This window comes from Desulfonatronum zhilinae, assembly GCF_900182865.1.
Taxonomy (GTDB): domain Bacteria; phylum Desulfobacterota; class Desulfovibrionia; order Desulfovibrionales; family Desulfonatronaceae; genus Desulfonatronum; species Desulfonatronum lacustre.
The window spans coordinates 171,587-192,827 of the sequence record NZ_FXUJ01000003.1; the positions used below are offsets into that span (position 1 = coordinate 171,587).

24 protein-coding genes are annotated in these 21,241 nt (G+C 59.6%); 11 read left to right on the forward strand and 13 right to left on the reverse strand.

The genetic code is table 11. From position 1 onward, the window contains the following. The gene (locus AC559A_RS04435; protein WP_498816471.1) at positions 1-207 is read right to left on the reverse strand and encodes a twin-arginine translocase TatA/TatE family subunit; all 207 of its coding nucleotides are present in this window, start codon (positions 205-207) and stop codon (positions 1-3) included. Positions 208-397: 190 nt separating this feature from the next. Between AC559A_RS04435 and AC559A_RS04440 the strand changes: the two genes are divergently transcribed. The 11 genes from AC559A_RS04440 (at position 398) to AC559A_RS04490 (ending at position 10,503) form a co-directional block, all read left to right on the forward strand. Further along, positions 398-805: a hypothetical protein gene (locus tag AC559A_RS04440; RefSeq protein WP_156932956.1), complete on the forward strand. Its 408-nt coding sequence runs from the start codon at positions 398-400 to the stop codon at positions 803-805. Positions 806-807: 2 nt separating this feature from the next. Continuing rightward, positions 808-1,788: a hypothetical protein gene (locus AC559A_RS04445; RefSeq protein ID WP_498816473.1), complete on the forward strand. Its 981-nt coding sequence runs from the start codon at positions 808-810 to the stop codon at positions 1,786-1,788. After that, positions 1,785-2,435, forward strand: a complete 651-nt coding sequence (locus AC559A_RS04450; RefSeq protein ID WP_028572760.1) for an HAD family hydrolase — start codon at positions 1,785-1,787, stop codon at positions 2,433-2,435. The genes AC559A_RS04445 and AC559A_RS04450 overlap by 4 nt, the downstream gene beginning before the upstream one ends. A gap of 37 nt (positions 2,436-2,472) precedes the next feature. After that, complete coding sequence (locus AC559A_RS04455) at positions 2,473-2,772, forward strand: YggT family protein (RefSeq protein WP_028572761.1); 300 nt, start codon at positions 2,473-2,475, stop codon at positions 2,770-2,772. Between the two features lie 5 nt (positions 2,773-2,777). Next, on the forward strand, positions 2,778-3,113 hold the full coding sequence (locus AC559A_RS04460) for a DUF167 domain-containing protein (RefSeq protein WP_498816475.1): 336 nt from the start codon (positions 2,778-2,780) through the stop codon (positions 3,111-3,113). Between the two features lie 5 nt (positions 3,114-3,118). Continuing rightward, entirely contained in the window at positions 3,119-3,349 is a 231-nt protein-coding gene (locus AC559A_RS04465; RefSeq protein ID WP_028572763.1) for a DUF465 domain-containing protein, read from the forward strand. A 2-nt stretch (positions 3,350-3,351) separates the two neighbouring features. Then, positions 3,352-5,046 (forward strand): biosynthetic-type acetolactate synthase large subunit, encoded by a 1,695-nt coding sequence (gene ilvB / locus AC559A_RS04470; RefSeq protein ID WP_498816476.1) that lies wholly within the window; start codon positions 3,352-3,354, stop codon positions 5,044-5,046. Between the two features lie 13 nt (positions 5,047-5,059). Continuing rightward, positions 5,060-5,545 (forward strand): acetolactate synthase small subunit, encoded by a 486-nt coding sequence (gene ilvN, locus AC559A_RS04475; protein WP_498816478.1) that lies wholly within the window; start codon positions 5,060-5,062, stop codon positions 5,543-5,545. 133 nt (positions 5,546-5,678) lie between these two features. Next, positions 5,679-6,668 (forward strand): ketol-acid reductoisomerase, encoded by a 990-nt coding sequence (gene ilvC / locus AC559A_RS04480; protein ID WP_498816479.1) that lies wholly within the window; start codon positions 5,679-5,681, stop codon positions 6,666-6,668. 147 nt (positions 6,669-6,815) lie between these two features. Then, complete coding sequence (locus AC559A_RS04485; protein WP_498816480.1) at positions 6,816-8,225, forward strand: sigma-54-dependent transcriptional regulator; 1,410 nt, start codon at positions 6,816-6,818, stop codon at positions 8,223-8,225. A 4-nt stretch (positions 8,226-8,229) separates the two neighbouring features. After that, the gene (locus AC559A_RS04490) at positions 8,230-10,503 is read left to right on the forward strand and encodes a GspE/PulE family protein (RefSeq protein WP_498816481.1); all 2,274 of its coding nucleotides are present in this window, start codon (positions 8,230-8,232) and stop codon (positions 10,501-10,503) included. A 133-nt stretch (positions 10,504-10,636) separates the two neighbouring features. Here AC559A_RS04490 and AC559A_RS04495 read toward each other — a convergent pair whose 3' ends face one another. The 12 genes from AC559A_RS04495 to mreC form a co-directional block, all read right to left on the reverse strand. Continuing rightward, positions 10,637-11,044, reverse strand: a complete 408-nt coding sequence (locus AC559A_RS04495; protein ID WP_498816483.1) for a F0F1 ATP synthase subunit epsilon — start codon at positions 11,042-11,044, stop codon at positions 10,637-10,639. Between the two features lie 18 nt (positions 11,045-11,062). Continuing rightward, complete coding sequence (gene atpD, locus AC559A_RS04500) at positions 11,063-12,469, reverse strand: F0F1 ATP synthase subunit beta (protein ID WP_028572770.1); 1,407 nt, start codon at positions 12,467-12,469, stop codon at positions 11,063-11,065. 16 nt (positions 12,470-12,485) lie between these two features. Further along, the gene (locus AC559A_RS04505) at positions 12,486-13,367 is read right to left on the reverse strand and encodes a F0F1 ATP synthase subunit gamma (protein WP_498816485.1); all 882 of its coding nucleotides are present in this window, start codon (positions 13,365-13,367) and stop codon (positions 12,486-12,488) included. A 17-nt stretch (positions 13,368-13,384) separates the two neighbouring features. After that, on the reverse strand, positions 13,385-14,896 hold the full coding sequence (atpA, locus tag AC559A_RS04510; protein WP_028572772.1) for a F0F1 ATP synthase subunit alpha: 1,512 nt from the start codon (positions 14,894-14,896) through the stop codon (positions 13,385-13,387). Positions 14,897-14,901: 5 nt separating this feature from the next. Next, on the reverse strand, positions 14,902-15,453 hold the full coding sequence (gene atpH, locus AC559A_RS04515; protein WP_028572773.1) for an ATP synthase F1 subunit delta: 552 nt from the start codon (positions 15,451-15,453) through the stop codon (positions 14,902-14,904). After that, positions 15,450-16,016, reverse strand: a complete 567-nt coding sequence (gene atpF, locus AC559A_RS04520; RefSeq protein WP_498816486.1) for a F0F1 ATP synthase subunit B — start codon at positions 16,014-16,016, stop codon at positions 15,450-15,452. Before atpF ends, atpH begins: the two co-directional genes overlap by 4 nt. Before the next feature lie 29 nt (positions 16,017-16,045). Further along, a complete protein-coding gene (locus AC559A_RS04525; RefSeq protein WP_498816487.1) occupies positions 16,046-16,471 on the reverse strand; it encodes a F0F1 ATP synthase subunit B in 426 nt (141 codons plus the stop codon). Positions 16,472-16,581: 110 nt separating this feature from the next. Next, positions 16,582-16,968, reverse strand: coding sequence for a bactofilin family protein (locus AC559A_RS04530; protein ID WP_498816489.1), 387 nt, complete (start codon positions 16,966-16,968; stop codon positions 16,582-16,584). Between the two features lie 67 nt (positions 16,969-17,035). Next, positions 17,036-18,148 (reverse strand): rod shape-determining protein RodA, encoded by a 1,113-nt coding sequence (rodA, locus tag AC559A_RS04535; RefSeq protein ID WP_498816490.1) that lies wholly within the window; start codon positions 18,146-18,148, stop codon positions 17,036-17,038. Continuing rightward, the gene (mrdA, locus tag AC559A_RS04540) at positions 18,135-19,952 is read right to left on the reverse strand and encodes a penicillin-binding protein 2 (protein ID WP_498816491.1); all 1,818 of its coding nucleotides are present in this window, start codon (positions 19,950-19,952) and stop codon (positions 18,135-18,137) included. The genes rodA and mrdA overlap by 14 nt, the downstream gene beginning before the upstream one ends. Next, complete coding sequence (locus tag AC559A_RS04545; protein WP_498816492.1) at positions 19,936-20,421, reverse strand: hypothetical protein; 486 nt, start codon at positions 20,419-20,421, stop codon at positions 19,936-19,938. Before AC559A_RS04545 ends, mrdA begins: the two co-directional genes overlap by 17 nt. Before the next feature lie 2 nt (positions 20,422-20,423). Further along, the gene (gene mreC / locus AC559A_RS04550; protein WP_498816493.1) at positions 20,424-21,227 is read right to left on the reverse strand and encodes a rod shape-determining protein MreC; all 804 of its coding nucleotides are present in this window, start codon (positions 21,225-21,227) and stop codon (positions 20,424-20,426) included. Positions 21,228-21,241: the final 14 nt, after the last annotated feature.

Here is a 21,241-nt window from a genome sequence, read left to right on the forward strand (position 1 = left end):
TTAGGATTCTTTCGCGGTTTCCTTGGATTCCGTCGTCTCCTTTTGCTTCACCGAAACCTCGATTTCCTCGGGTTCGGTGGTCGCCTTCTTGAAATTCTTGATGGCCCGGCCCATGCCGGAGCCGATTTCCGGGAGCTTGTTGGCTCCGAAGATGATCAGGATGATCACCAGCACCACAATGAGTTCTGTCATGCCTATTCCAAACATGCGATTTCCTCCTTGAGAAACATGGATGATCCCTACTCCGCCTTGGCCGAGAGGTCAATGATTCCGACCGGGAAAACATGCTTGGCCATCCGAGCGCGTTGTGGTAATTTGTATTCTTTCATTTCTTGCAAGAATGCCAGCTCGCGCCCGGCATGTGTTTGGCTTGAGCTTGGCTTGCATCTGATCCGTCATGTTGCCCGCATCTCCCAAGATTCTTCACTTTCCAGCTCGGTCGTGCCGCTTCTCCGTCCGGGATCGCTGCCTCAAGGCCTGGGCATGGCACCCTCTGGGGTCCGACCGGATGCAATGCCGGGTGGTTTCCATCTGGGAAGACGCCCATGATCGGGTCGTGGAGCAGGCCGACCAGTTGGCCTTGTCCATGGCCGACGCAGACGGGCTGCTCGCGGAGGTTGTCGCTCATCGACTCCAACCGGGCCTGCTTTGTCACGCGCACCGTCCGGCGGGGACGAGGACGGATTTGGATTGCATCTTTTTGCATGGACATTTATGTATGCGGCAAATGCCGCTGTGCACCGGTTCGTGTCCGAGTTACGCGACGCGCCCCGCCAGATCGTCCGAACAACCGGAGTCCGTTTGAACATGCCCCACATCCAAGAGGGTTCGCCCGAGCCTCTTGAGTCTCTTGATCACGCCCTCGGCGTCGCCGCGCCGTCGACTCAACCCGACCAGCCCCACGAGAACACCCAGCCGTTGATGCTCGTCGTTCCGTGGCTCCATCCGGAGATGGAGCCGGTTACGCTCCCGGCCGAAGCGCGTTTTTTCGACCCCGGCACCAGCCCAACGAGTGTCCCGGTGGGCACTCCGGGCAGATGGCTCCCGGCCGACGCACCGCTTTCCGAAGCCATGGCCGCGGCGTTTCTGCGCGAGTCCGCCGCGTTCGCCCTGGAGCGTGGTGGAAGCCGAGCCGCGCTGAACGTCAATGCTCTGACCGGCAATGATTTTTATGCCGGCTCGGCCCTTTCCATCCAGTCCGAACTGACCGGAGGAGCGCGGCGTCGAGACGATCCGGCGGTGCGGTGTCAGCAGCTTTTGCTGCTGGCTTGGCAGGTGGAGGAACAAGCATTGGAACTTCGAAGCTTGGACCAACATGTTCAAGCTGGATGGCGGGAACTGGACGAGGCGCTGGGCGTGGACGACACGGACGAGATTGAGGATCTTTCCGGAGAGCGCTTCGCGTTGGTTCCCGGAGATCGGGAGCCGATCCCGTCTTGGCGGCTGGTGCTGGAGGCCATGCTCTTTTTTGTTCCGCAAGGGACACTGCTGATGACGTCGCATCGGGAGATTATCGAAACCCTGGCCGACGAGCCGGATTGCTCCCTCGCCGATTGTTCCGGGAACGAGTCGGGCGATCTCGAAAGATTGCTCGCCAGCGTTCAGACCGAGGTGGCCAGGACCGTTCACGCGCCCGGCTGGAAGCTGGTCGGTGCGACGCGCTGTCCGACGGATAAACCGTGGCTGGAGCGGGAACACTTTTTGATCTGTCTTGGCCCCGATGTTTCCGGAACCCAAGGTCGTTCAGGGGCAAGCCCAAGAATGAACCCAGGAGCAAACCTGAAATGAGGACCGGTCCAAGCCAAGTCGCCGACCCTCGGCTCAAGGGCATCGTCCTGGACTGTGACGGCGTGATCCTGGACTCCTTTCAGGCCAATACGGTGTTCTACAACGCGCTGCGTCGCGGGGTGGGGCTTCCGGCCATGAACTCCGAGGAGGCGGCGTTCGTGCACAGCCATTCGGTGCATGAATCCCTGCTCCGGATCATTCCCGCCGACCGCTGGAACGAACTGGAAGCCGTCAAAAAGACAATTCGCTACCTGGATCTGATGCCTTATCTCCAACTGGAGCCGGGTCTGGAGCGGTTCCTGAAGACGGCCCGGTCCAAGGGGTTGCGTTTGGCCATCTGCACCAACCGGACCGACACCATGGGGGCGATTTTGGACCATTATCACCTGTCCGGCTTCTTCCACCCCGTGGAGACGGCGGCAACGGTGACCTTTCCCAAGCCGCATCCGGAGGGACTGAACAAGATTCTCGGCAAGTGGGGGCTGCGTCGCTCGGAAATCGCCTTTATCGGCGACTCCGCTGTGGACGAACAGACCGCGGCCTCGGCCAGTGTCCGGTTTTGGGCCTACAAGAACGAACGGTTGCGCGGCGACGTCCTGATTCCGAACTTTGACATGCTTAGCCGGTGGCTGCTCAAGCGCGGCTGAGCCAACAAAAAACAAGCCAGCACCTCAAGGAGGTTGAATGGGTCTCACGGCCAACTTTATCTTTGCGGTGGCGTTCGTCTTGAACTCGATCCTGACCGTCTATTTCTGGATCGTGATCATTTCCGCCCTGATGTCCTGGATCAACCCCGATCCGTACAATCCAATCGTCCGCGCCTTGCGCTCGCTCACCGAGCCGGTCTTTCACAAGATCAGGAGCGTGATACCGTTCGTCATGGTCGGCGGGCTGGATCTCTCACCCATCGCGGTGCTGTTGGGGATCAAATTCCTGCAAATTTTCCTGGTACAGTCCCTGTATCAATTCGCTGCCGGATTCTAGCCGCCGTGACCAAGGCCGTGGACCGGATTCTTCGCGACGACGGGCAGGGGTGGTTGCTGCCCGTCTGGGTGCAGCCCGGAGCCAAACGGGATCAGGTGTCCGGGATCGTCGACGGACGGCTGAAGTTGCGGATCGCCGCCCCGGCGGTGGACAACAAGGCGAATACGGCCTTGGCCGCGTATATCGCCGGACAGTTGGGGCTGCGTCGGAATCAGGTGGCGTTGGTCGCCGGGACCACCGGCAGAAAAAAAACGTTGCGCATTGTCGCGGAACAGGAACCCGACTGGGAGCGCTTGGCTCCCGCGGGCACGGAGCAACATGTACGAACAACCAAGGAGTAATGCCCATGGAACAGCATGAAATGGAACTCATTACCCGACTGGTGCCGGAAAACCCGGAGCTCGCCGAACTGTGGAACGATCACCAGGAATATGAAAAACAGCTGGCCAGGTTCGAGGGCAAGCCCTATCTTTCACCGTCGGAGGATGCCGAACTGAAGCTTTTGAAGAAGACGAAATTGGCCGGTAAGACGAAAATCCAGGTCATCCTGGACAAGCATCGAAAATCGGAGGCGTAATCATGGAACGGACGGGGGCGCAAGTCCTTCTGGAGTGTCTGCTCCAGGAGGGTGTGGGGTCAATCTTCGGGTTTCCAGGCGGCGCGGTCATCGATATCTACCACCATCTGCCGGAATACCCCGCGTTGCGGCATTTTCTGGTCCGCCACGAACAGGGGGCCATTCATGCCGCGGACGGGTACGCCCGAGCCACGGGCCGGGTCGGGGTCTGCCTGGTCACCAGTGGTCCGGGCGCGACCAACACGGTCACCGGCATTGCCACCGCCTACATGGACTCCATCCCCGTCGTGATCATCACCGGCCAGGTCCCCACGCCCTTGATCGGTAACGACGCCTTCCAGGAGGTGGACATTGTCGGCATCTCAAGACCGTGCGTGAAGCACAACTATCTGGTCAAGGATGTGAAGGACCTGGCCTGGATCATCAAGCAGGCTTTTTACCTGGCCCGCACCGGAAGGCCCGGACCGGTGCTGGTGGATCTGCCCAAGGACGTGCTCCAGGCCAAGACCGTTTTCGAATATCCGGAATCCATCTCCATGCGCAGCTATAATCCCAACCTCGCCCCCAACCGTCGCCAGGTGCGCAAGGCCACGGAACTGCTGCGGCGAAGCCGACGGCCTCTGGTCTATTCCGGCGGCGGGGTGATTTCCTCGGACGCCGGCGAGGAACTGACGTGGTTGTGCCGGACCCTGCGTATCCCGGTGACCTCCACGTTGATGGGCTTGGGCGCGTTCCCCGGCGACGATCCGCTCTGGCTTGGCATGCTGGGCATGCATGGGACCTACGCCGCGAACATGGCCGTGGGGCACACGGACCTGCTTCTGGCCGTGGGGGCGCGCTTCGACGACCGGGTGACCGGGAAAATCAGCTCCTTCGCCCCATCGGCCCAGGTGGTGCATATCGACGTGGACCCCACCTCGATTCGGAAAAACGTCAATGTGGACGTGCCCATCGTGGCCGATTGCCGCCAAGCCCTGCGCGGGATTCGCGAGGAATTGGAAATCTGCCCTGATCTGCCGGACTGGAGCGAGGCGCACCAGCCCTGGCTGGAGCAGGTCGGAGAATGGCAACGCGACCACCCCCTGCGGTACACGTTCAGCGAAGAACCGATCAAGCCGCAATTCGTGGTGGAAAAGATCTACGAATTGACCAAGGGCGAGGCGATCATCACCACGGAAGTTGGGCAAAACCAGATGTGGGCTGCCCAATTTTCCAAATTTCACCGTCCTCGCACCTTCCTCACCTCCGGCGGATTGGGGACCATGGGCTACGGCTTTCCCGCGGCCATCGGAGCCCAGGTGGCCTTTCCGGACAAGCTGGTGATCGACATCGCCGGCGACGGTTCCATCCAGATGAACATCCAGGAAATGGCCACCGCGGTGAGCTACAACATCCCGGTGAAGATCGTGATTTTAAACAACGGCTACTTGGGGATGGTCCGGCAATGGCAGGAACTGTTCTACGCCAAGAACTACTGCGCCACCTGCATGCATCTTAATCCGGACTTCGTGAAACTGGCCGAGGCCTACGGCGCGGCCGGGTTCCGGGTGACAAGGGCCGCGGACGTGGAACGAGTGCTCAAGGAAGCCTTCGCGGTCCCCGGACCGGCCATCGTGGACGTGGTCGTGGAACCCGAGGAAAACGTTTATCCCATGGTTCCGGCCGGCGCCGCGCTGACCGACATGCTGCTGGTGTAAAGGAGGTCCTCCCATGCGTCATGTGCTGTCCGTACTTGTGGAAAATGAACCCGGAGTGCTGTCCCGGGTGGTCGGTCTGTTCAGCGGACGCGGCTTTAATATCGAAACCCTGAACGTCGCTCCGACGCTGGAGGATGGTCTGTCCCTGATGACTATCACCACCTCCGGCGAAGAACAGATCATCGAGCAGATCATCAAGCAGCTGCGCAAGCTGGTGACCGTGGTCAAGGTCGTGGATTTGACCCATTTGCAGTCCGTGGAACGGGAAATGGTGCTGATCAAAGTCAACGCCGAGGACGAGCGCCGGGCCGAAGTGCTTCGCATCGCGGACATTTTCCGTTGCAAGGTCGTGGATGTCAGCGGCAACGACCTGACCCTTGAAATCACTGGAGACCAGGGCAAAATCAGGGCCATCGTCAGTCTGTTGCAGCGATTCGGCATCAAGGAGTTCGCCCGCACCGGCACCGTGGCCATGCGCCGCAGCATGCAGATGGACTGATTTTGTAAATATTTTTCGGCAAGATACCATTGAGAATCGGCTCAGATCATTCGCGAATTCAAGACCGTCGCTTTGGGGATCGTCTTGTTGTCGCGGGACACAGGTACGCATTATGAACAGAAAAGGAGAAGGAATGCGCGTATATTACGAACAGGACGCCCCATTGGAGCCGTTGATCGGCAAAACCGTGGCCATCATCGGATATGGCAGTCAGGGACATGCCCATGCCCAGAATCTGCGGGATTCCGGCTGCAACGTGGTCATCGGGCAGCGGCCCGGCGGAGAGAACTGGCGTTTGGCCAAGGAGCACGGTTTCGAGCCCATGAGCGCCGCGGACGCGGCCAAGACCGCCGACGTGATCCAGATCCTGGTCCAGGACCAGTATCAGCCCAAGGTTTACCAGGAGGAAGTTCTGCCGAACCTTACGGCTGGCAAGACCCTGGTTTTCGCTCACGGGTTCAATATCCATTTCAATCAGATCCTGCCTCCCAAAGACGTGGACGTGGTCATGGTCGCCCCCAAGGGGCCGGGACACCTGGTGCGCCGGGAGTATGAGCGCGGAGGCGGCGTACCGGCCCTGGTGGCCGTGCATCAGGACGCCACGGGTCAAGCCCTGGCAATGGCCCTGGCCTATGCACGGGGTATCGGTTCAACCCGTTCCGGGGTCTTGCAGACCACCTTCCAGGAAGAAACCGAGACCGATCTTTTCGGCGAACAGGCCGTGCTGTGCGGTGGGGTGAGCGCCCTGATCCGGGCCGGCTATGAAACATTGATCGAGGCCGGGTATCAGCCCGAAGTGGCTTATTTTGAATGCATGCACGAGCTGAAGCTGATCGTGGACCTGCTGTACGAGGGCGGGTTCAAAAAGATGCACTACTCCATCAGCGACACCGCTGAATACGGCGACCTGACCCGCGGACCGCGTTTGGTGGACGGACGGGTCAAGCAGGAAATGAAGCGGGTTCTGGAGGAGATCCAGCAAGGCCGGTTCGCCAAGGAGTGGATACTGGAAAACCAGGCTGGTCGTCCCGCCTTCTACGCGCTGCGCAGACAGGTGGAGGAGCATCCCATCGAGGAAGTCGGCGATCGGTTGCGGGGCATGATGGCCTGGCTGCAAAAGTAGCCTGTTGCGCACAGCGTAAACGGCTTCCGCCGTGCCCCATCCATCCGTCCCGCCTTCGCCCTGGTTCGAAGGCGGGATTTTTTTTATCACGCCCTTTGCCGGTATCCCCCCATGCCCCACACGTCCCCTACCTCCCATACTTCCCCAATGCCCCCCGCCAAGCCCGTTGTCCTGGTGATCGACGATGAACCCGGCCATCGGCTGATGATCCGCGCCGTTTTGGAGGACGTTGGCTGGGCGGTGCTGGAGGCCGCGGACGGTGGCGCAGGCCTGGAAGCGTGCAGCGGGAAGGCGAACCTGGATGCCGTCCTTTTGGACATCCGCCTGCCGGACCGGGACGGCATCGCGATTCTTCAGGAGATCAAGGCCCTGCATCCGCGATTGCCCGTGATCATGCTCACGGCCTTCGGCAGCGTCGGTTCGGCCGTGGAAGCCATGAAGTTGGGAGCGTTCGACTACCTGACCAAGCCGGCGGACAATGAAGAACTGAAGGCTGTTCTGCTTAAGGCCCGCGATTACCTGGGCCTGGTCCGGGAAAACCAGGACTTGCGCCGGGCCCTGGGGGAGGAGGATGGGAGCCCCAGACTGGTGGGCCAGAGCCCGGCCATGCAACGGGTCCTTGATTTGATCCATCAGGTCGGGCCCACCGAGGCCACGGTCCTGGTTCTGGGCGAATCCGGCACCGGCAAGGAATTGGTGGTCAAGGCGATCCACGCATCCAGCCTGCGGCATGCCGGCCCGTTGGTGGAAATCAACTGCGCGGCCTTGCCCGGCGAACTCCTGGAGAGCGAGCTGTTCGGCTACGTCAAGGGCGCTTTTACCGGAGCGGTGAGTAACAAGCCCGGTCGGTTTCAACTGGCCGAAAAGGGGACCTTGTTCCTGGATGAAGTTGGTGACATGCCCCCATCCCTGCAAGCCAAATTGTTGCGGGCGCTCCAGGAGCGCACCGTGGAGCCGTTGGGGGGGACCCAGACCGTACAGGTGGACGTACGCATCATTGCCGCGACCCACCAGGATCTGCCCAAGCTGGTGTCCTCCGGGGCGTTCCGCGAAGATTTATACTTCCGGTTGAACGTCCTGGAGATCAAACTTCCCCCGCTTCGAGAACGGCTTGAGGATCTCCCCCTGTTGACCCGCCATCTTTTGCACAAATTGTCCTTGAAAAATCGCAAACCTTTTCGAGACATGGGGCCGGGATTTCTGGAAATCCTCACGGCCTACCGCTGGCCCGGCAACGTCCGCGAACTGGAAAACGTGCTGGAACGGGCCTTGATTCTGGCCCGCTCGGACATGCTGACGCCGGACTTGTTGCCGGATCATGTCCGGGAGACCGAAAAACCATCTCCGCTTTCCGCCGTATCTACCCAGAAATCCATCCAGCATACCCGCTTCGAGGGTGTTGCCGATGAACCTTCATTCGACGCCGCTGAACGCCAGGTACTGGTTTCCGCCTTGGAAGCGCAGGGCGGCCATCGGGGCAAAACGGCCGAGGCGTTGGGGATAAGCCGCAGAACATTACAATACAAGCTGAACAAACACGGACTGACGTCACGGTGAAAACATGAGCGAGAATTCTCTCTCCAAGACCGCCCAAAGCCCGCAATCCGGGTGCGATGCCCAGGTCCTGTTCAATTCCGTGGTGGAGCGGATTTATCTGGCGGACCGCTTCCACGACCTGCTTCCAGATATCGAAGCCTCTTTGCTGCACTTATTGCGGGCCGAACGTTTGACGGTCTATCAGCGCTTGCGCGCCGACCAGGTGATCGTCTCCAAGTTCAAAAGCGGGGATGAGATCAAGGAGATTCGCGTCCCGCTCTCCCCCACCTCCATTGCCGGATACGTGGCATTGAATCAGGCCCACTTGTTGATCCGGGATGTATACGACGCCGATGAACTGCAACGGATCCATCCCGCCTTGCGCTTCAACATGGGCTTTGATCAGCGGACCGGTTTCCGGAGTCGGTCCATGGTTGTAGTTCCCATCACTCACAAAGGCGTCGGGCTCGGCGTGGTGCAGCTTCTGAACTGCACGGCCGGGCCGTCATTTTGTGAGGTCGATCTACGCAACGCGGTCAAGCTGGCGACGATCCTTGGACAAAAATTCTCCGCGGAGTTTCAGGGCACGAACGGGCCTTTCGAATATCTTCTACTCAAGAACCGGATATCCAGGGAGCAAGTCGAGCAGGTACGTCGTCGCGTCGAGGAGGAGGGCGGAGATGTCTGCACGCTGCTGATCAACGAGGCCGGTCTGCGGCCCGACGAAGTGGGGCACTCCCTGGAACGGTTCTACCAAGTGCCCTTTCATGCCCATGATCCGAACCTGAGCCCGGCCCTGGACTTGGTTCGCCACGTTTCCGTGGACTATCTGCGCAACCAGAACTGGATTCCCCTGTCCGGGAACGCGGACGAGGTCGTGATTCTGATCGACAATCCGTCGGACATGCAGCGGATCACGGAAATCCAGAAGATCGTCAAAGCCGAACGGTACGTCTTCCGTATTGGGCTGCCCGAAGACATTCAGCGTTACCTAGGGCAGGATCTGCGGGCCAAGGATGAGGCGGACATCTCGGACCTGGTTGTCCGCCTGGAGGAAGAGGGTGGGGCCTGTGAGCTGACGGAAGACGTGGACGACACCCTTAGCGAGAACACTGCCACGGTGATTCAGTTGGTCAACAAACTGATCCTGGAAGCCCACCGCCAGAATGCCTCGGACATCCACATTGAACCGGAAAAAGGGGCTGCTCCGGCCCTGGTCCGGTACCGCGTGGACGGCTTGTGTCGTCCGACCTTGCGGATACCGGCCAGCCACGTCCGGGCGGTCATCGCCCGGATTAAGGTCATGTCCGGGTTGGATATTTCCGAGCGCCGCAAGCCACAGGACGGAAAATGTCTGGTCCGTCTGGCCGACACTCCTTTGGAGCTGCGCGTGGTGACCATGCCCACGGTGAACGGGGAGAGCGCCGTATTGCGGCTCTTGGCCGCAAGCCGGGCCCTGCCCCTGGAGAAACTGGCCTTGTCTCCAGGGAACATGGACCGAACCTTGGAACTGATTTCACGACCCCACGGCATCTTCCTGGTGGTCGGCCCCACCGGTTCGGGCAAGACCACGACCCTGCACGCGGTTCTTGGGCATATCAACAAACCGGACCGGAAAATCTGGACCGCCGAAGACCCGGTGGAGATCACCCAGCCGGGGTTGCAGCAGCTTCAAGTCCAGCCCAAGATCGGGATGACCTTTGCCTCGGCGCTGCGCTCTTTCCTGCGAGCCGACCCGGACGTGATCATGATCGGCGAAATGCGGGACGCGGAAACGGCCCAAGCAGGGGTGGAAGCGTCGCTCACCGGGCACCTGGTCTTCTCAACCCTGCACACGAATTCCGCCCCCGAAACCCTGGTTCGACTTCTGGACATGGGCATTGAACCCATCATTTTTTCCGACGCCGTACTGGGCGTTCTGGCCCAACGTTTGCTGCGCACACTCTGCGAAAAGTGCAAGACGCCCTACACGCCGTCTTCCGATGAACTGGAAGCGATCGTGCATCAATACGGCGAAGAGTATGTCGGCGAGTTGGGCTTGGCCGACGGTCCGCCGCCCCTGTATCGAGCGGTGGGTTGCTCTGCGTGCGGAAATTCCGGATACAAAGGGCGCATGGGAGTCCATGAGCTCCTGGTGGGCACCCCTGAAATCCGTGCCCTCATAGCAGGCAAGGCCGGGGCCGCGGAACTGCGTCGCCAAGCCATGGCGCAAGGCATGCGGACGCTGATGCAGGACGGGATTCAAAAAGTCCTGAGGGGCTGGAGCGATTTTGAGCAGGTCCGGAGAATCGCCGTGTGACCGACATCGCTCTGGTTTAGGATGAGCGATGGGAACGCCAAAAAAACGAAAGCGGATCAATTGATCCGCTTTCGTCATATCCGGCTTCCAATGTCACTATTGGTGCCGGTTTTGGTTCGTTTGGCTGAAGAGACTAGACAGCCAGGTTGCGTGTCTTCATTCGCGCCAGAGCGCGTTGGAGGGCCGCCTGGGTTCTGGCGAAGTCGATCTGGGCCTTTTGTTCGACGAGCCGATTTTCGGCTCGCTCCCTGGCCTTTCTGGCCCGTTCCAGGTCGATCTCCTCGGCCCGCTCGGCCACTTCCGCCAGGACGCTTATCTTGTTCGAGGAAACTTCGGCAAAGCCGCCGGAGAGAAAAATCCAGTGCTTTCGTCCGTCCTTGTTGTAGTGCAGACTGCCGACGCCCAGGGCCGACAGAAAGGGCGCGTGGTCCGGCAGGATGCCGAACTCGCCGTTGTACCCCGGAGCACCGACAAACTCGACGTCCTCACTGAGCAGCTTCCGGTCGGGAGTGACGATTTCCAAGTGTATGGTCTTGGCCATAATCTGCCACCTTCCAGCTTAGAAGTTCTTCGCGTTTTCCAACGCTTCCTCAATGGTGCCGACCATGTAGAAGGCCTGTTCAGAGATATCGTCGTGCTTGCCTTCGATGATTTCCTTGAATCCGCGAATGGTATCCTCCAGCTTCACATAGCGGCCTTCCTTGCCGGTGAACTGCGCGGCGACGAAGAAGGGCTGGGACAGGAAGCGCTGGATTTTCCGGGCACGGGACACGGTGAGCTTATCATCGTCGGACAGTTCGTCCATGCCCAGAATGGCGATGATGTCCTGCAGATCCTTGTACTTCTGAAGGATCATCTGCAACTGCCGAGCGGTATCGTAGTGCTCGTTGCCCAGAACAAGCGGGTCCAGAATGCTGGACGTGGAGTCCAGCGGGTCCACCGCCGGATAAATGCCCAACTCCGCGATCTGTCGCGAAAGAACGATGGTTCCGTTCAAGTGGGCAAAGGTGGTGGCCGGCGCGGGGTCGGTCAAGTCGTCGGCGGGAACGTATACGGCCTGCACCGATGTGATGGACCCCTTGGTGGTGGAGGTGATCCGTTCCTGGAGTTCACCAAGGTCCGTGCCCAAAGTCGGCTGATACCCCACCGCGGAGGGCATCCGGCCCAGAAGCGCGGAGACCTCGGAACCTGCCTGGGTGAACCGGAAGATGTTGTCCACGAAGAGCAGCACGTCCTGGCCTTCCTCGTCGCGGAAGTATTCCGCGGAGGCCAGAGCGGTCAGCGCGACGCGGGCCCGGGCTCCTGGAGGCTCGTTCATCTGGCCGTAGATCAACACGGCTTTTTCGATAACTCCGGCGTCTTTCATTTCGTGGTACAGGTCGTTCCCTTCACGAGTCCGTTCGCCAACACCGGCAAACACGGAAATACCGCCGTGCTGCTTGGCGATGTTATTGATCATCTCCATCAAGATAACGGTCTTTCCCACGCCGGCGCCGCCGAACATGCCGATCTTGCCGCCCTTGGGAAAGGGGATCAGCAAGTCGATGACCTTTACACCGGTTTCCAGCAGTTCAACCTTGGTGCTCTGCTCGGTGAAGCTGGGTGCCGCCCGGTGGATGGGCATCATTTTCGTGGAGTCGATGGGACCGAGTTCATCCACGGGACGACCGACGACGTTCATGATGCGACCAAGAGCGGGCTTGCCGACGGGAATCATGATCGGCTTGCCGGTGGCCTTGGCCACGTTGCCCCGAACCAGACCGTCCGTGGCGTCCATGGCAATGCAGCGGACCAGGTTGTTTCCAAGATGCTGCGCCACTTCGACCACCAGGTCGGGAGCGTCTTCATTGTTGGTGTTGTTGATTTCCAACGCACTTAAAATGTTGGGCAACTTTCCTTCCGGAAAGGCCACGTCCACGACTGGCCCAATGACTTGCGCCACCTTTCCTTCCATAAGTTCACTCATCTACTACGCCCCCTCTTTAGGCTGATTTCAGAGCTTCAGCGCCGCCGACGATATCCATCAGCTCTGTGGTAATGGCGCTTTGCCTGGCCTTGTTATAGACCAACGTCAAAGATTTCGACAATTCGTCACAATTTTTCGTCGCGTTGTCCATGGCCCGCATCCGAGCGGCATGTTCGCTGGCGTTCGTATCCAGAAGCCCTCTGTAGATCTGCACGTTTACGAAACGAGGCAGCAATTCGGCGAGAATGCCTTCCACCGACGGTTCGTAAATGTACTCGCTGGCGGGTCCCTGAACTTCCTCCACCTCGGCTGCTTCCGAAGCGATGGGCAGAACACGCAGGGAGACGACCTCCTGCTTGGCAAAACTGATGAATTTTCCGAAGACGATGATCACTTCATCGAACTCGTGGTTCAAATATCCGTTCATCAGGCTTGTGCCCAGTTCCGTGCCCAGGGTGAAGTCGAAGGTGTTCATCACGTTGACGTGATCAGCACGGATGGGCCACGGTTGCTTGCGCATCACGTCCCGTCCCTTTTTTCCGACGCAGACGATCTCCACTTCTTTGCCGACGGCTTCTTTCTCCGCCGCCAGCTTACGGGCCTTGGTGATCAGGTTGACGTTAAAGCTGCCGCACAATCCGCGGTCCGCTGTGACCAGGACGATCACGACTTTTTTGATTGCCTCGCGCACCTCAAGCAACGGGTGAGCCGAGGTGTCCGTGCGGCCGCTCAAATCCGTGAGCATCTCGTAGAACTTGTCCGCATATGGTCTGAACTGCTCAATGCGTTGCTGAGCCTTGCGCAATTTCGCCGAGGCCACCATGTTCATGGCCTTGGTGATCTGCTTGGTTTTCTTGACCCCGCCGATCTTGCGCTGAATGTCCTTCAAAGAAGCCATTGTACTCTCCTCAATGGTTATTCAGCCTGAAAGGTCTTCTTCATCGTCTCGATGGCTTCACGCAGCTTGGCTTCAAGATCCGCGTCCAGGGCCTGCTTGGTCTTGATGTCGTCCAGAATATCGGGACGCTGGTTGCGCATGTACTCTTGCAGTTCGGTCTCAAACTTGAACACTGCGGACACCGGGAGGTCGTCCATCAGGCCGCGGGTTCCGGCGTACAAGGAAATGACCTGTTCAGCCACGGTCATGGGCTGATACTGAGGCTGCTTCAGAAGTTCAACCAGTCTCATGCCGCGATTGAGGCGCTGCTGGGTGGACTTGTCCAGGTCGGAACCGAACTGGGCGAAGGCGGCCAATTCGCGGTACTGGGCCAAATCCAGGCGCAAGGTTCCGGCGACCTGCTTCATGGCCTTGATCTGGGCGGCGCCGCCCACGCGGGAGACGGACAACCCGACGTTGATGGCCGGACGAACGCCAGCGTAGAACAGACTGGGTTCCAGGTATACCTGACCGTCGGTGATGGAGATGACGTTGGTCGGAATGTAAGCGGAGACGTCGCCGGCCTGGGTTTCGATGATCGGCAGGGCGGTAAGGGAACCGGCGCCCATGGCGTCGTTGACCTTGGCGGAGCGCTCCAGCAGGCGGGAGTGGTTGTAGAAGATGTCGCCGGGGAAGGCTTCACGTCCCGGAGGACGACGCAGCAGCAGGGACATCTGGCGGTAGGCCACGGCCTGCTTGGAAAGGTCATCGTAAATAATCAGAGAGTGCTTGCCGCTGTCCCGGTAGTATTCGGCCATGGTGCAGCCGGAGTAGGCCGCGATGTACTGCAGGGAGGCCGGTTCGGAAGCCGTGGCGGAGATGACCGTGGTGTATTCCATGGCACCGTATTTGCGCAGGGTGTCCACGACCAGGGCGACGGTGGACTTCTTCTGGCCGATGGCCACGTAAAAGCAGTGGATGTCGCTTTCCTTCTGGGCCAGGATGGCGTCCAGGCAGAGAGCTGTTTTCCCGATCTGACGGTCGCCGATGACCAGTTCGCGCTGTCCGCGACCGATGGGGGTCATGGCGTCGATGGCCTTCAGCCCGGTGTACATGGGCTCGTGAACGGACTTCCTGGCCACGATGCCGGGAGCCTTGATTTCAACTTTCCGGATTTCCTTGGCTTCGATGGGTCCTAGACCGTCCAGGGGATTTCCCAAGGGGTCGATGACCCGGCCGACCACCGCGTCGCCTACGGGCACGGAGAAAATCCGTCCGGTCCGCTTGACCGTGTCGCCTTCCTTGATGTTCGTGACTTCGCCCAACAGCGCGACGCCGACGTTGTCCTCTTCGAGGTTCAATACCATGCCGTAGACGCCGCCGGGGAATTCCAGCAGCTCCATGGCCATGGCGTTTTCAACGCCGTAGACGCGAGCGATTCCGTCGCCAACGGAGAGGACGACGCCGGTTTCGCTCATTTCCACGCGCTGTTCGTAATTCTGAATCTGGCTCTCAATAATTTTGCTGATTTCATCTGCTTTGATCTGCATGGCCGTTACTCACCCCTCTTGATGGTTTCTTTCATCGCGACCAGTTGGGCCCGAAGGCTGGCATCCAGTACCCTGTCCCCAATCTTCAACACGAGTCCCCCCAAAATTTGCGGGTCCACGGCATAATCGAGAATCAACTGGCGGCTGGTCTTTTCCTCCAGCGATTTCTTGAGCTTTTTTTGAATTTCCGGCTCCAGGTTGATGGCCGTGATCATTCGGCCTCGGGCCACGCCTTGGTGCTCGTCCAGCAACTCAGCATAGTAGGCCTGGATGTCCGCCAGAAATCCCAGTCTGTTGTTGTCCGCCAGCAGATGACAGAAGTTGACGACCATCTGCTTGGCTTTGATCTTTGAAAGAATCGCGTTGACCACAGCCTTCTTTTCTTCCACCTTGAAGACGGGATTGCGGAATATGCGGTCCAACTGCGGCGACTCGTTCAATGCCTTGGCCAACCCGGAGAGGTCCTTGCCGTAGGCGACAAGTTCCGCGTCCCCCTGGGGCACGCCCAAGGAGAAGAGAGCCCGGGCGTATCTGCGCGCCACGATGTTTCCAATCAATGCAGCACCACCCTTGTTAAGGATTGTTGGATCAATTTTTCATGGCCTTCCTTGGTCAACTGGCTTTGGATCATTTTCTCGGCTGTTTCCACAACCATGTCGGCCAGCTCCTCGCGGAGTCGTTCCGTGGCCAGCTTGTATTCCTGGGTTGCGGCCGTTTCGGCCTGGGCCTTGATCTGCGCCGCTTTTTCATGTGCTTGGGCGATGATGGTTCGCTTCAGCGTCTCTCCCTGGCTCTGGAAGTCGGCAAGCACCCGTTCGCGCTCGGCGTCCAGGTCCTTGATCTGGGCTTCGACTTCCCGCAATTTTTTATCGGCATCAATGCGGCGTTGATCCATGTCGATGAGATCGTCCCGAATTTTTTCCCGCCGGGAGGTAAGCAACTGGCCGATGCGCTTTCCGGCGGCCCAATAAAGGATTCCGACGAAGATGATGAAGTTGATCACCCGCCACATGAAATCCTTCCACTTGGCCATGTCGCCCGCTTCGCCGGCCGCCCAGGCCGCTGCGGCGCTCACGAGCACCATTGCAAACGTGATCCAACAGATCGTAATGCGTTTCAACTCCAAGCCCTCCTTACGATTGATTGCGGTTACACGGCCCAGCTAACGACTTTTTCCGTGACCTGCCGGGCGAACCCGTCGACTCGGGATGTCAGGGTCTTCTTGCCGGCGCGCACCTGCGCCGCGGCGTCCTCGCGAGCCGCCTTCAATTCTTGAGCCGCTGACTTGTTGGCCCCGTCCAGCAACGTGGCCTCTTCCTGGTATCCTTCGGCCTTGAACTGGGAGCGGATTTCCACGCCCTGTTGCTGGGCAACGGTCAGAGCGCCGGTATAGGCCGCCATTTTTTCTTGAGCTTGAGCCGTGAAGTTCTCCACGTCACGCAGCTGCGCCGACAAGCGTTGGGCGCGCTTCTTGATGACCGCCCGGATCGGCCGATAGAGGATTGCGTTGAGCACAGCCAGAACAATGAAGAAATTGATCAGCTGAATGAGCATGGAAATGTTGACATCAATCATAGTCTGCCCTCCGGGTGAGTATGTGAATTTTAGTGCAAGCCAAACGGCCTCTACCGAATTTTACGTTCTCTGTCAAAAGGTTTTCATTTTTTTCACGTACTCTGTTTGACTCAAGAAGATGATTCGGAATCTTCTCGAGGCATTGGGAGTTCGGCGACGGTCTCGGTGGCGGTTGCGGACATCACCACGTCGCCGTCCAGGACCGCTCCTTCCTCGATGATCAAGGTCGGAGCACGTACCGAACCTTGCAGCCGGGCCGTCTTGTGCAGGACGATTTTGTCCTCCGCCGTGACGCGTCCGTTCAGCAGGCCGCTGAGGATCAGACTGCCCACGGCGACTTCGCCGTCGATCTTGGCGTCCTGTCCGACGATCAGGGTGCCTTGCGAATCGATTCTTCCGAGAAAGGCCCCGTCGATGCGTACCGCCCCTTGAAAGTGAAGTTTTCCTTCGTACGACGTTCCAGAGCCCAGGAAGGCGTTGATCTCGTCTTTGGCCATGGCTGGAGTTCCTTTATTGGTGTCTTTTGAAAAGAGCGCACACATGGATTGATGCTCTCCGGGTTGATCATTTTTTGAAAAAAAAGCGACGCATGGAGACATTGAGCACGAGACCGATCAAGCAGAAGCTGGTCAAGGTCGACGTGCCGCCGTAGCTGATCAGCGGAAGGGGAATGCCCACCACGGGCATCAACCCCAGTACCATGCCCATGTTGACGACTATTTGCCAGAAAAAATAGAAAAAGATGCCCACGGCCAGATAACAGCCGAACCCGTCCTTGGCCTCGGCCGCGGTTCGGATGATGCTCAACAGGAACAGGGAAATCAGAATCAAGAGGACCAGACAACCGATAAACCCCCATTCCTCTCCAAACACGGCCAACGCGAAGTCAGTATGCTTTTCCGGCAAAAATCGCAATTGACTTTGGGTCCCCTCCAAAAAGCCCCGACCCCATAGCTGCCCGGAGCCCACCGCGATCTGCGACTGGATAATATGGTATCCGGCACCCAACGGATCGTTACCTGGGTCGAGGAAGCCGAGAATGCGCTGACGCTGATAGTCGTGCAGCAGATACCAGCCCAGGGGGAGGGACGCCGGAACAAGTAGGGCCGCCACTTTGAGCACCGAGCCGCGAACTCCGCGGAACAGGGCCATGCCGCCCAGGATCAGCAGCAGGGTGACGGCCGAGCCGAGATCCGGCTGCTTGATCACCAGGAGCGCCGGCACAAGTCCGATGCCGCCGAGAATCAGAAGCCGACCCCAGTCAAGCTTGCCCTGGTCCCGGGAAAGCAGTTTGGCGGCGAGGATCAGCAGGGAAATTTTGGCGAATTCACTGGATTGGAAGTTGAAAAGACCCAAATCCAGCCAACGCCGGGCCCCCATGATGGTCTTGCCCCAAAGCAGGGTCGCGACCAGGGCGACCACGGTGGCCACGAACAACGGCCAGGCCAGCATCCGCAAGTGACGATAATCGAAGACCAGGAAGGCGATCATTCCGGCCAGTCCGATCATGCCCCAGTAAAGTTGCTTGCGATAAAAGGAGGTCAGGGTGATGCCCTCCTCCATCCGAAACCCGCTGGCGGAGTAGAGGTTGACGACTCCCAGGGCGAACAGGGCCATGGCGAAGCCGGCCAAGGCCCAGTCGAAGTGGGTGATCAGGCGGCGATCAATCAGGGTCACGGGCTTCTTCCACCTTTTGGGGGTCAGGGAACAGGTAGTCGTAAATGGATTTGATGATTGGTCCGGCGGTGGAACCTCCGCCTCCGCCGTGTTCGACCATGGCCACGATGACGTAGTTGCGTCCGTCCCGCTGGCCGAAAGAGTTCATCCAGGCATGGTCGCGGAGATGGTACGGGATATCCTTGAGCTTGGCCCGCTCGAACTCGCTCATCAGTCGAACCACCTGGGCCGTGCCGGTCTTGGCCCCGAGGCGCACGCCGGGCTTGGCGATCCGTCTCGCCGTGCCTCTCGAACCTTCGACGGTGTTGACCATGGTCTGGACAAGAAATTCCCGGTGTCCGGCCTGCAAGGGCAGCTCTCCCCGCACATCCGGGGACGCGCTGGCCAGGAGTTGGGGCTTGAGCAGTTTTCCGCCGTTGATCAGGGCCGCGGTGTATCTGGCCAGTTGGAGCGGCGTGGTCAGCATGTAGCCCTGTCCGATGGACATATTCAGGTTTTCTCCTCCATGCCAGGGTTCATTGAAGCGGCGGCGCTTCCAATCGCGGCTGGGGACCAAGCCCATGGACTCGTGGGGCAGGTCGATCCCGGTGCGCACGCCGAACCCGCTTTCCACGGCATAGGGGTGCATCCGGTCCACGCCCAGTTTGTCCCCGAGGGTGTAGAAGTAAACGTCGCAGGATTGGACCAGCCCCTGGTTCATGTCCATCCAGCCGTGCCCGCGTCGTTCCCAGCAGCGGAACAAGCGATTGCCCAGCCGGAGTCCGCCGGAGCAGAAGACCCGGTCCGTGGGCACGGCGATGCGGTGCGTCAGAGCGGCCCCGGCTATGACCAGCTTGAAGACCGAGCCCGGAGGGTACGCGCTCTGGATGGCCCGGTTCTGCAACGGATGGGCTGGGTTGTCCCGGAGCAGGGCCCAATCCGCGTGGCTTAACCCAGAGACGAACATATTGTTGTCGAAGGCCGGTTTGCTGACCAGGGCCAACACCTGGCCGGTGTCGGCCTCCATGACGATCACCGAGCCGACATGCTCGCCCAAGGTCTGGTCGATGAATTCCTGCAGCTCCAGGTCGATGCTCAGCCGAACGTCGCCTCCGGCTTCAGGAGGGACCAACAACGCGGTCCCCAACTGGCGTCCGGCGGCGTCCACGTCTACCTGGCGCAGCCCCTTTTGACCCCGCAGAACCGTTTCCATGGTGAACTCGATCCCTTTCTTGCCGACGCTGTCGCCCAGGGTCAGGTCCGGATCGACGTTCATTTCCTGTTCGTTGGCCTCGGCCACGTACCCGATGACGTGGGCCAACAACGGACCCTGAGGATAAGATCGTCTCGGCTTGGTGACGATTTTCAGTTCCGGCCAGGTCATGGTGTTGGCTTCGATGGTGGCCAGTTGCTCGAAGGTCAGAGAGTGGACCAGGATTTGTGGCTCGAACCGCCGGATTCTCGGGCGTCCCTTTTCAAAAGTCTCCTGGAGATGGTCCAGGTCCAGGTCCAGCCAATCGCTGATTCGTCGGAGGGCTGCGGGGATGTCCTGGGAGTCCTCGCGAACGATGGCCAGGGCGTAGGCCGGTTCGTTCACGGCCAACAACGCTCCGCTCCGGTCCCTGATCAGGCCGCGTGGAGCGTAAACCTGCTGCTGGCGGATGCGGTTGTTTTCGGCCCGGTCCGCGAACTCCTGGCCCCGATGCAGTTGCAGATACCAGAAGCGGAGGGCGAAGACGACGAATATTCCCAGCACCAGCAGCTGCAGAAACAGCAGGCCGTTCTTCGGAAACTGCTGAGGCTCGGCGTCACGATTGAGATGCATGGCGGGAGATGAAACGGTAAACGGCGTCTAGAAGCCACCAGCCTAGTACGGTCGTCGCGAACATGGTCAAACTTTCCAAGAATAGGCGCTGTCCTTGGATGTTCATGGACTGGAGGCCGGCCATGGTATGCAGGATGATCATCTGCGCGAGGGCAAAGGCGGCGGCCAGCAGCAGGATGAAGACCGGACTGCGGGCTTCGAACAGACCGCGCCCGATCAGGAACATGCCGACCAGGCCCCCGTACCGCAGGAGCCCGGCCCCGAACACCAGAGCTCCCGCGCCTTCCTGGATCAAAAGCGCCGGGAGGATCAGCGCGAGGACATGCCTGAATCGTTCACGCTGCAGGCAGAGAATGATGCCGGACACGAAAAAGTCCGTTCCGGGGAAAAACAGTTGAAGCCAAACCGCCAAAACGAAGAAGACGACCCAAAAAATGCGAATCGGGGTCACGCCGATGACGGAAAGCACGTCTATTCTTCGATGACCGGGGTAAGGTTCAGCACCAGGAATACTTCCTCCAGGTTGCGCAAGTCCACGAGCGGCGCGGCCTCCACTACTTGGAACAAAGAGGTGCTGGGCCGTTCGATGCGCTGGACCCGGGCCACGGGCAATCCCTTGGGAAAAACGCCGTCCATGCCGGAGGTGACGAGGATTTCACCCTCCTGGAGCAGGTCGTTCAACGGGACGTACTGCATTTGCAGTTCCCGTTGCGGCCCATTGCCCACCAGGATGCCCTGCGTGCGGTGGTCGCGGCCCATGATCGCCACTTTACTGTTGGGATCGGTGATCAAGAGTACGTTGGAAAAGGTGGGGGATCCGCGCAGCACCCGCCCCACGACTCCCAGGGGGGTGATCACGGGGGTGTTTTCGACCACGCCGACCCGGGTTCCCTTGTCCACCAGCAAGGATTCCACCACGGCGTGCGGTCCGAATCGCGCGGCCACCACTCGCCCGCCTTCCAGAGTCCAGTCCTCGGGCGGCTGAAAATCGTGCAGGGCGCGCAGGCGGTTGACCTCGGCGGCCTCCTCATGCAACCGGGACAATTGCAGATAGAGATCGGTGACCTTGGCCCACAGCCGTTCATTCTCCTGGCGCACCTCTCCCAAGTTGACGTAGGAATCCCAAGAGGAACGGACCTGTTCCCCGGTCCATCGCAGGGGAAACGAAACCCAGGCCACGATTTCCAGGCCGGTCTTTCCCGTGATCCCATCCAGGACGCCGGTACGCCAGTTCCAGGTATAAATGCTCAGAAGCAGAAAGATGATCAGGAGCAAAAAAGCTATGAATC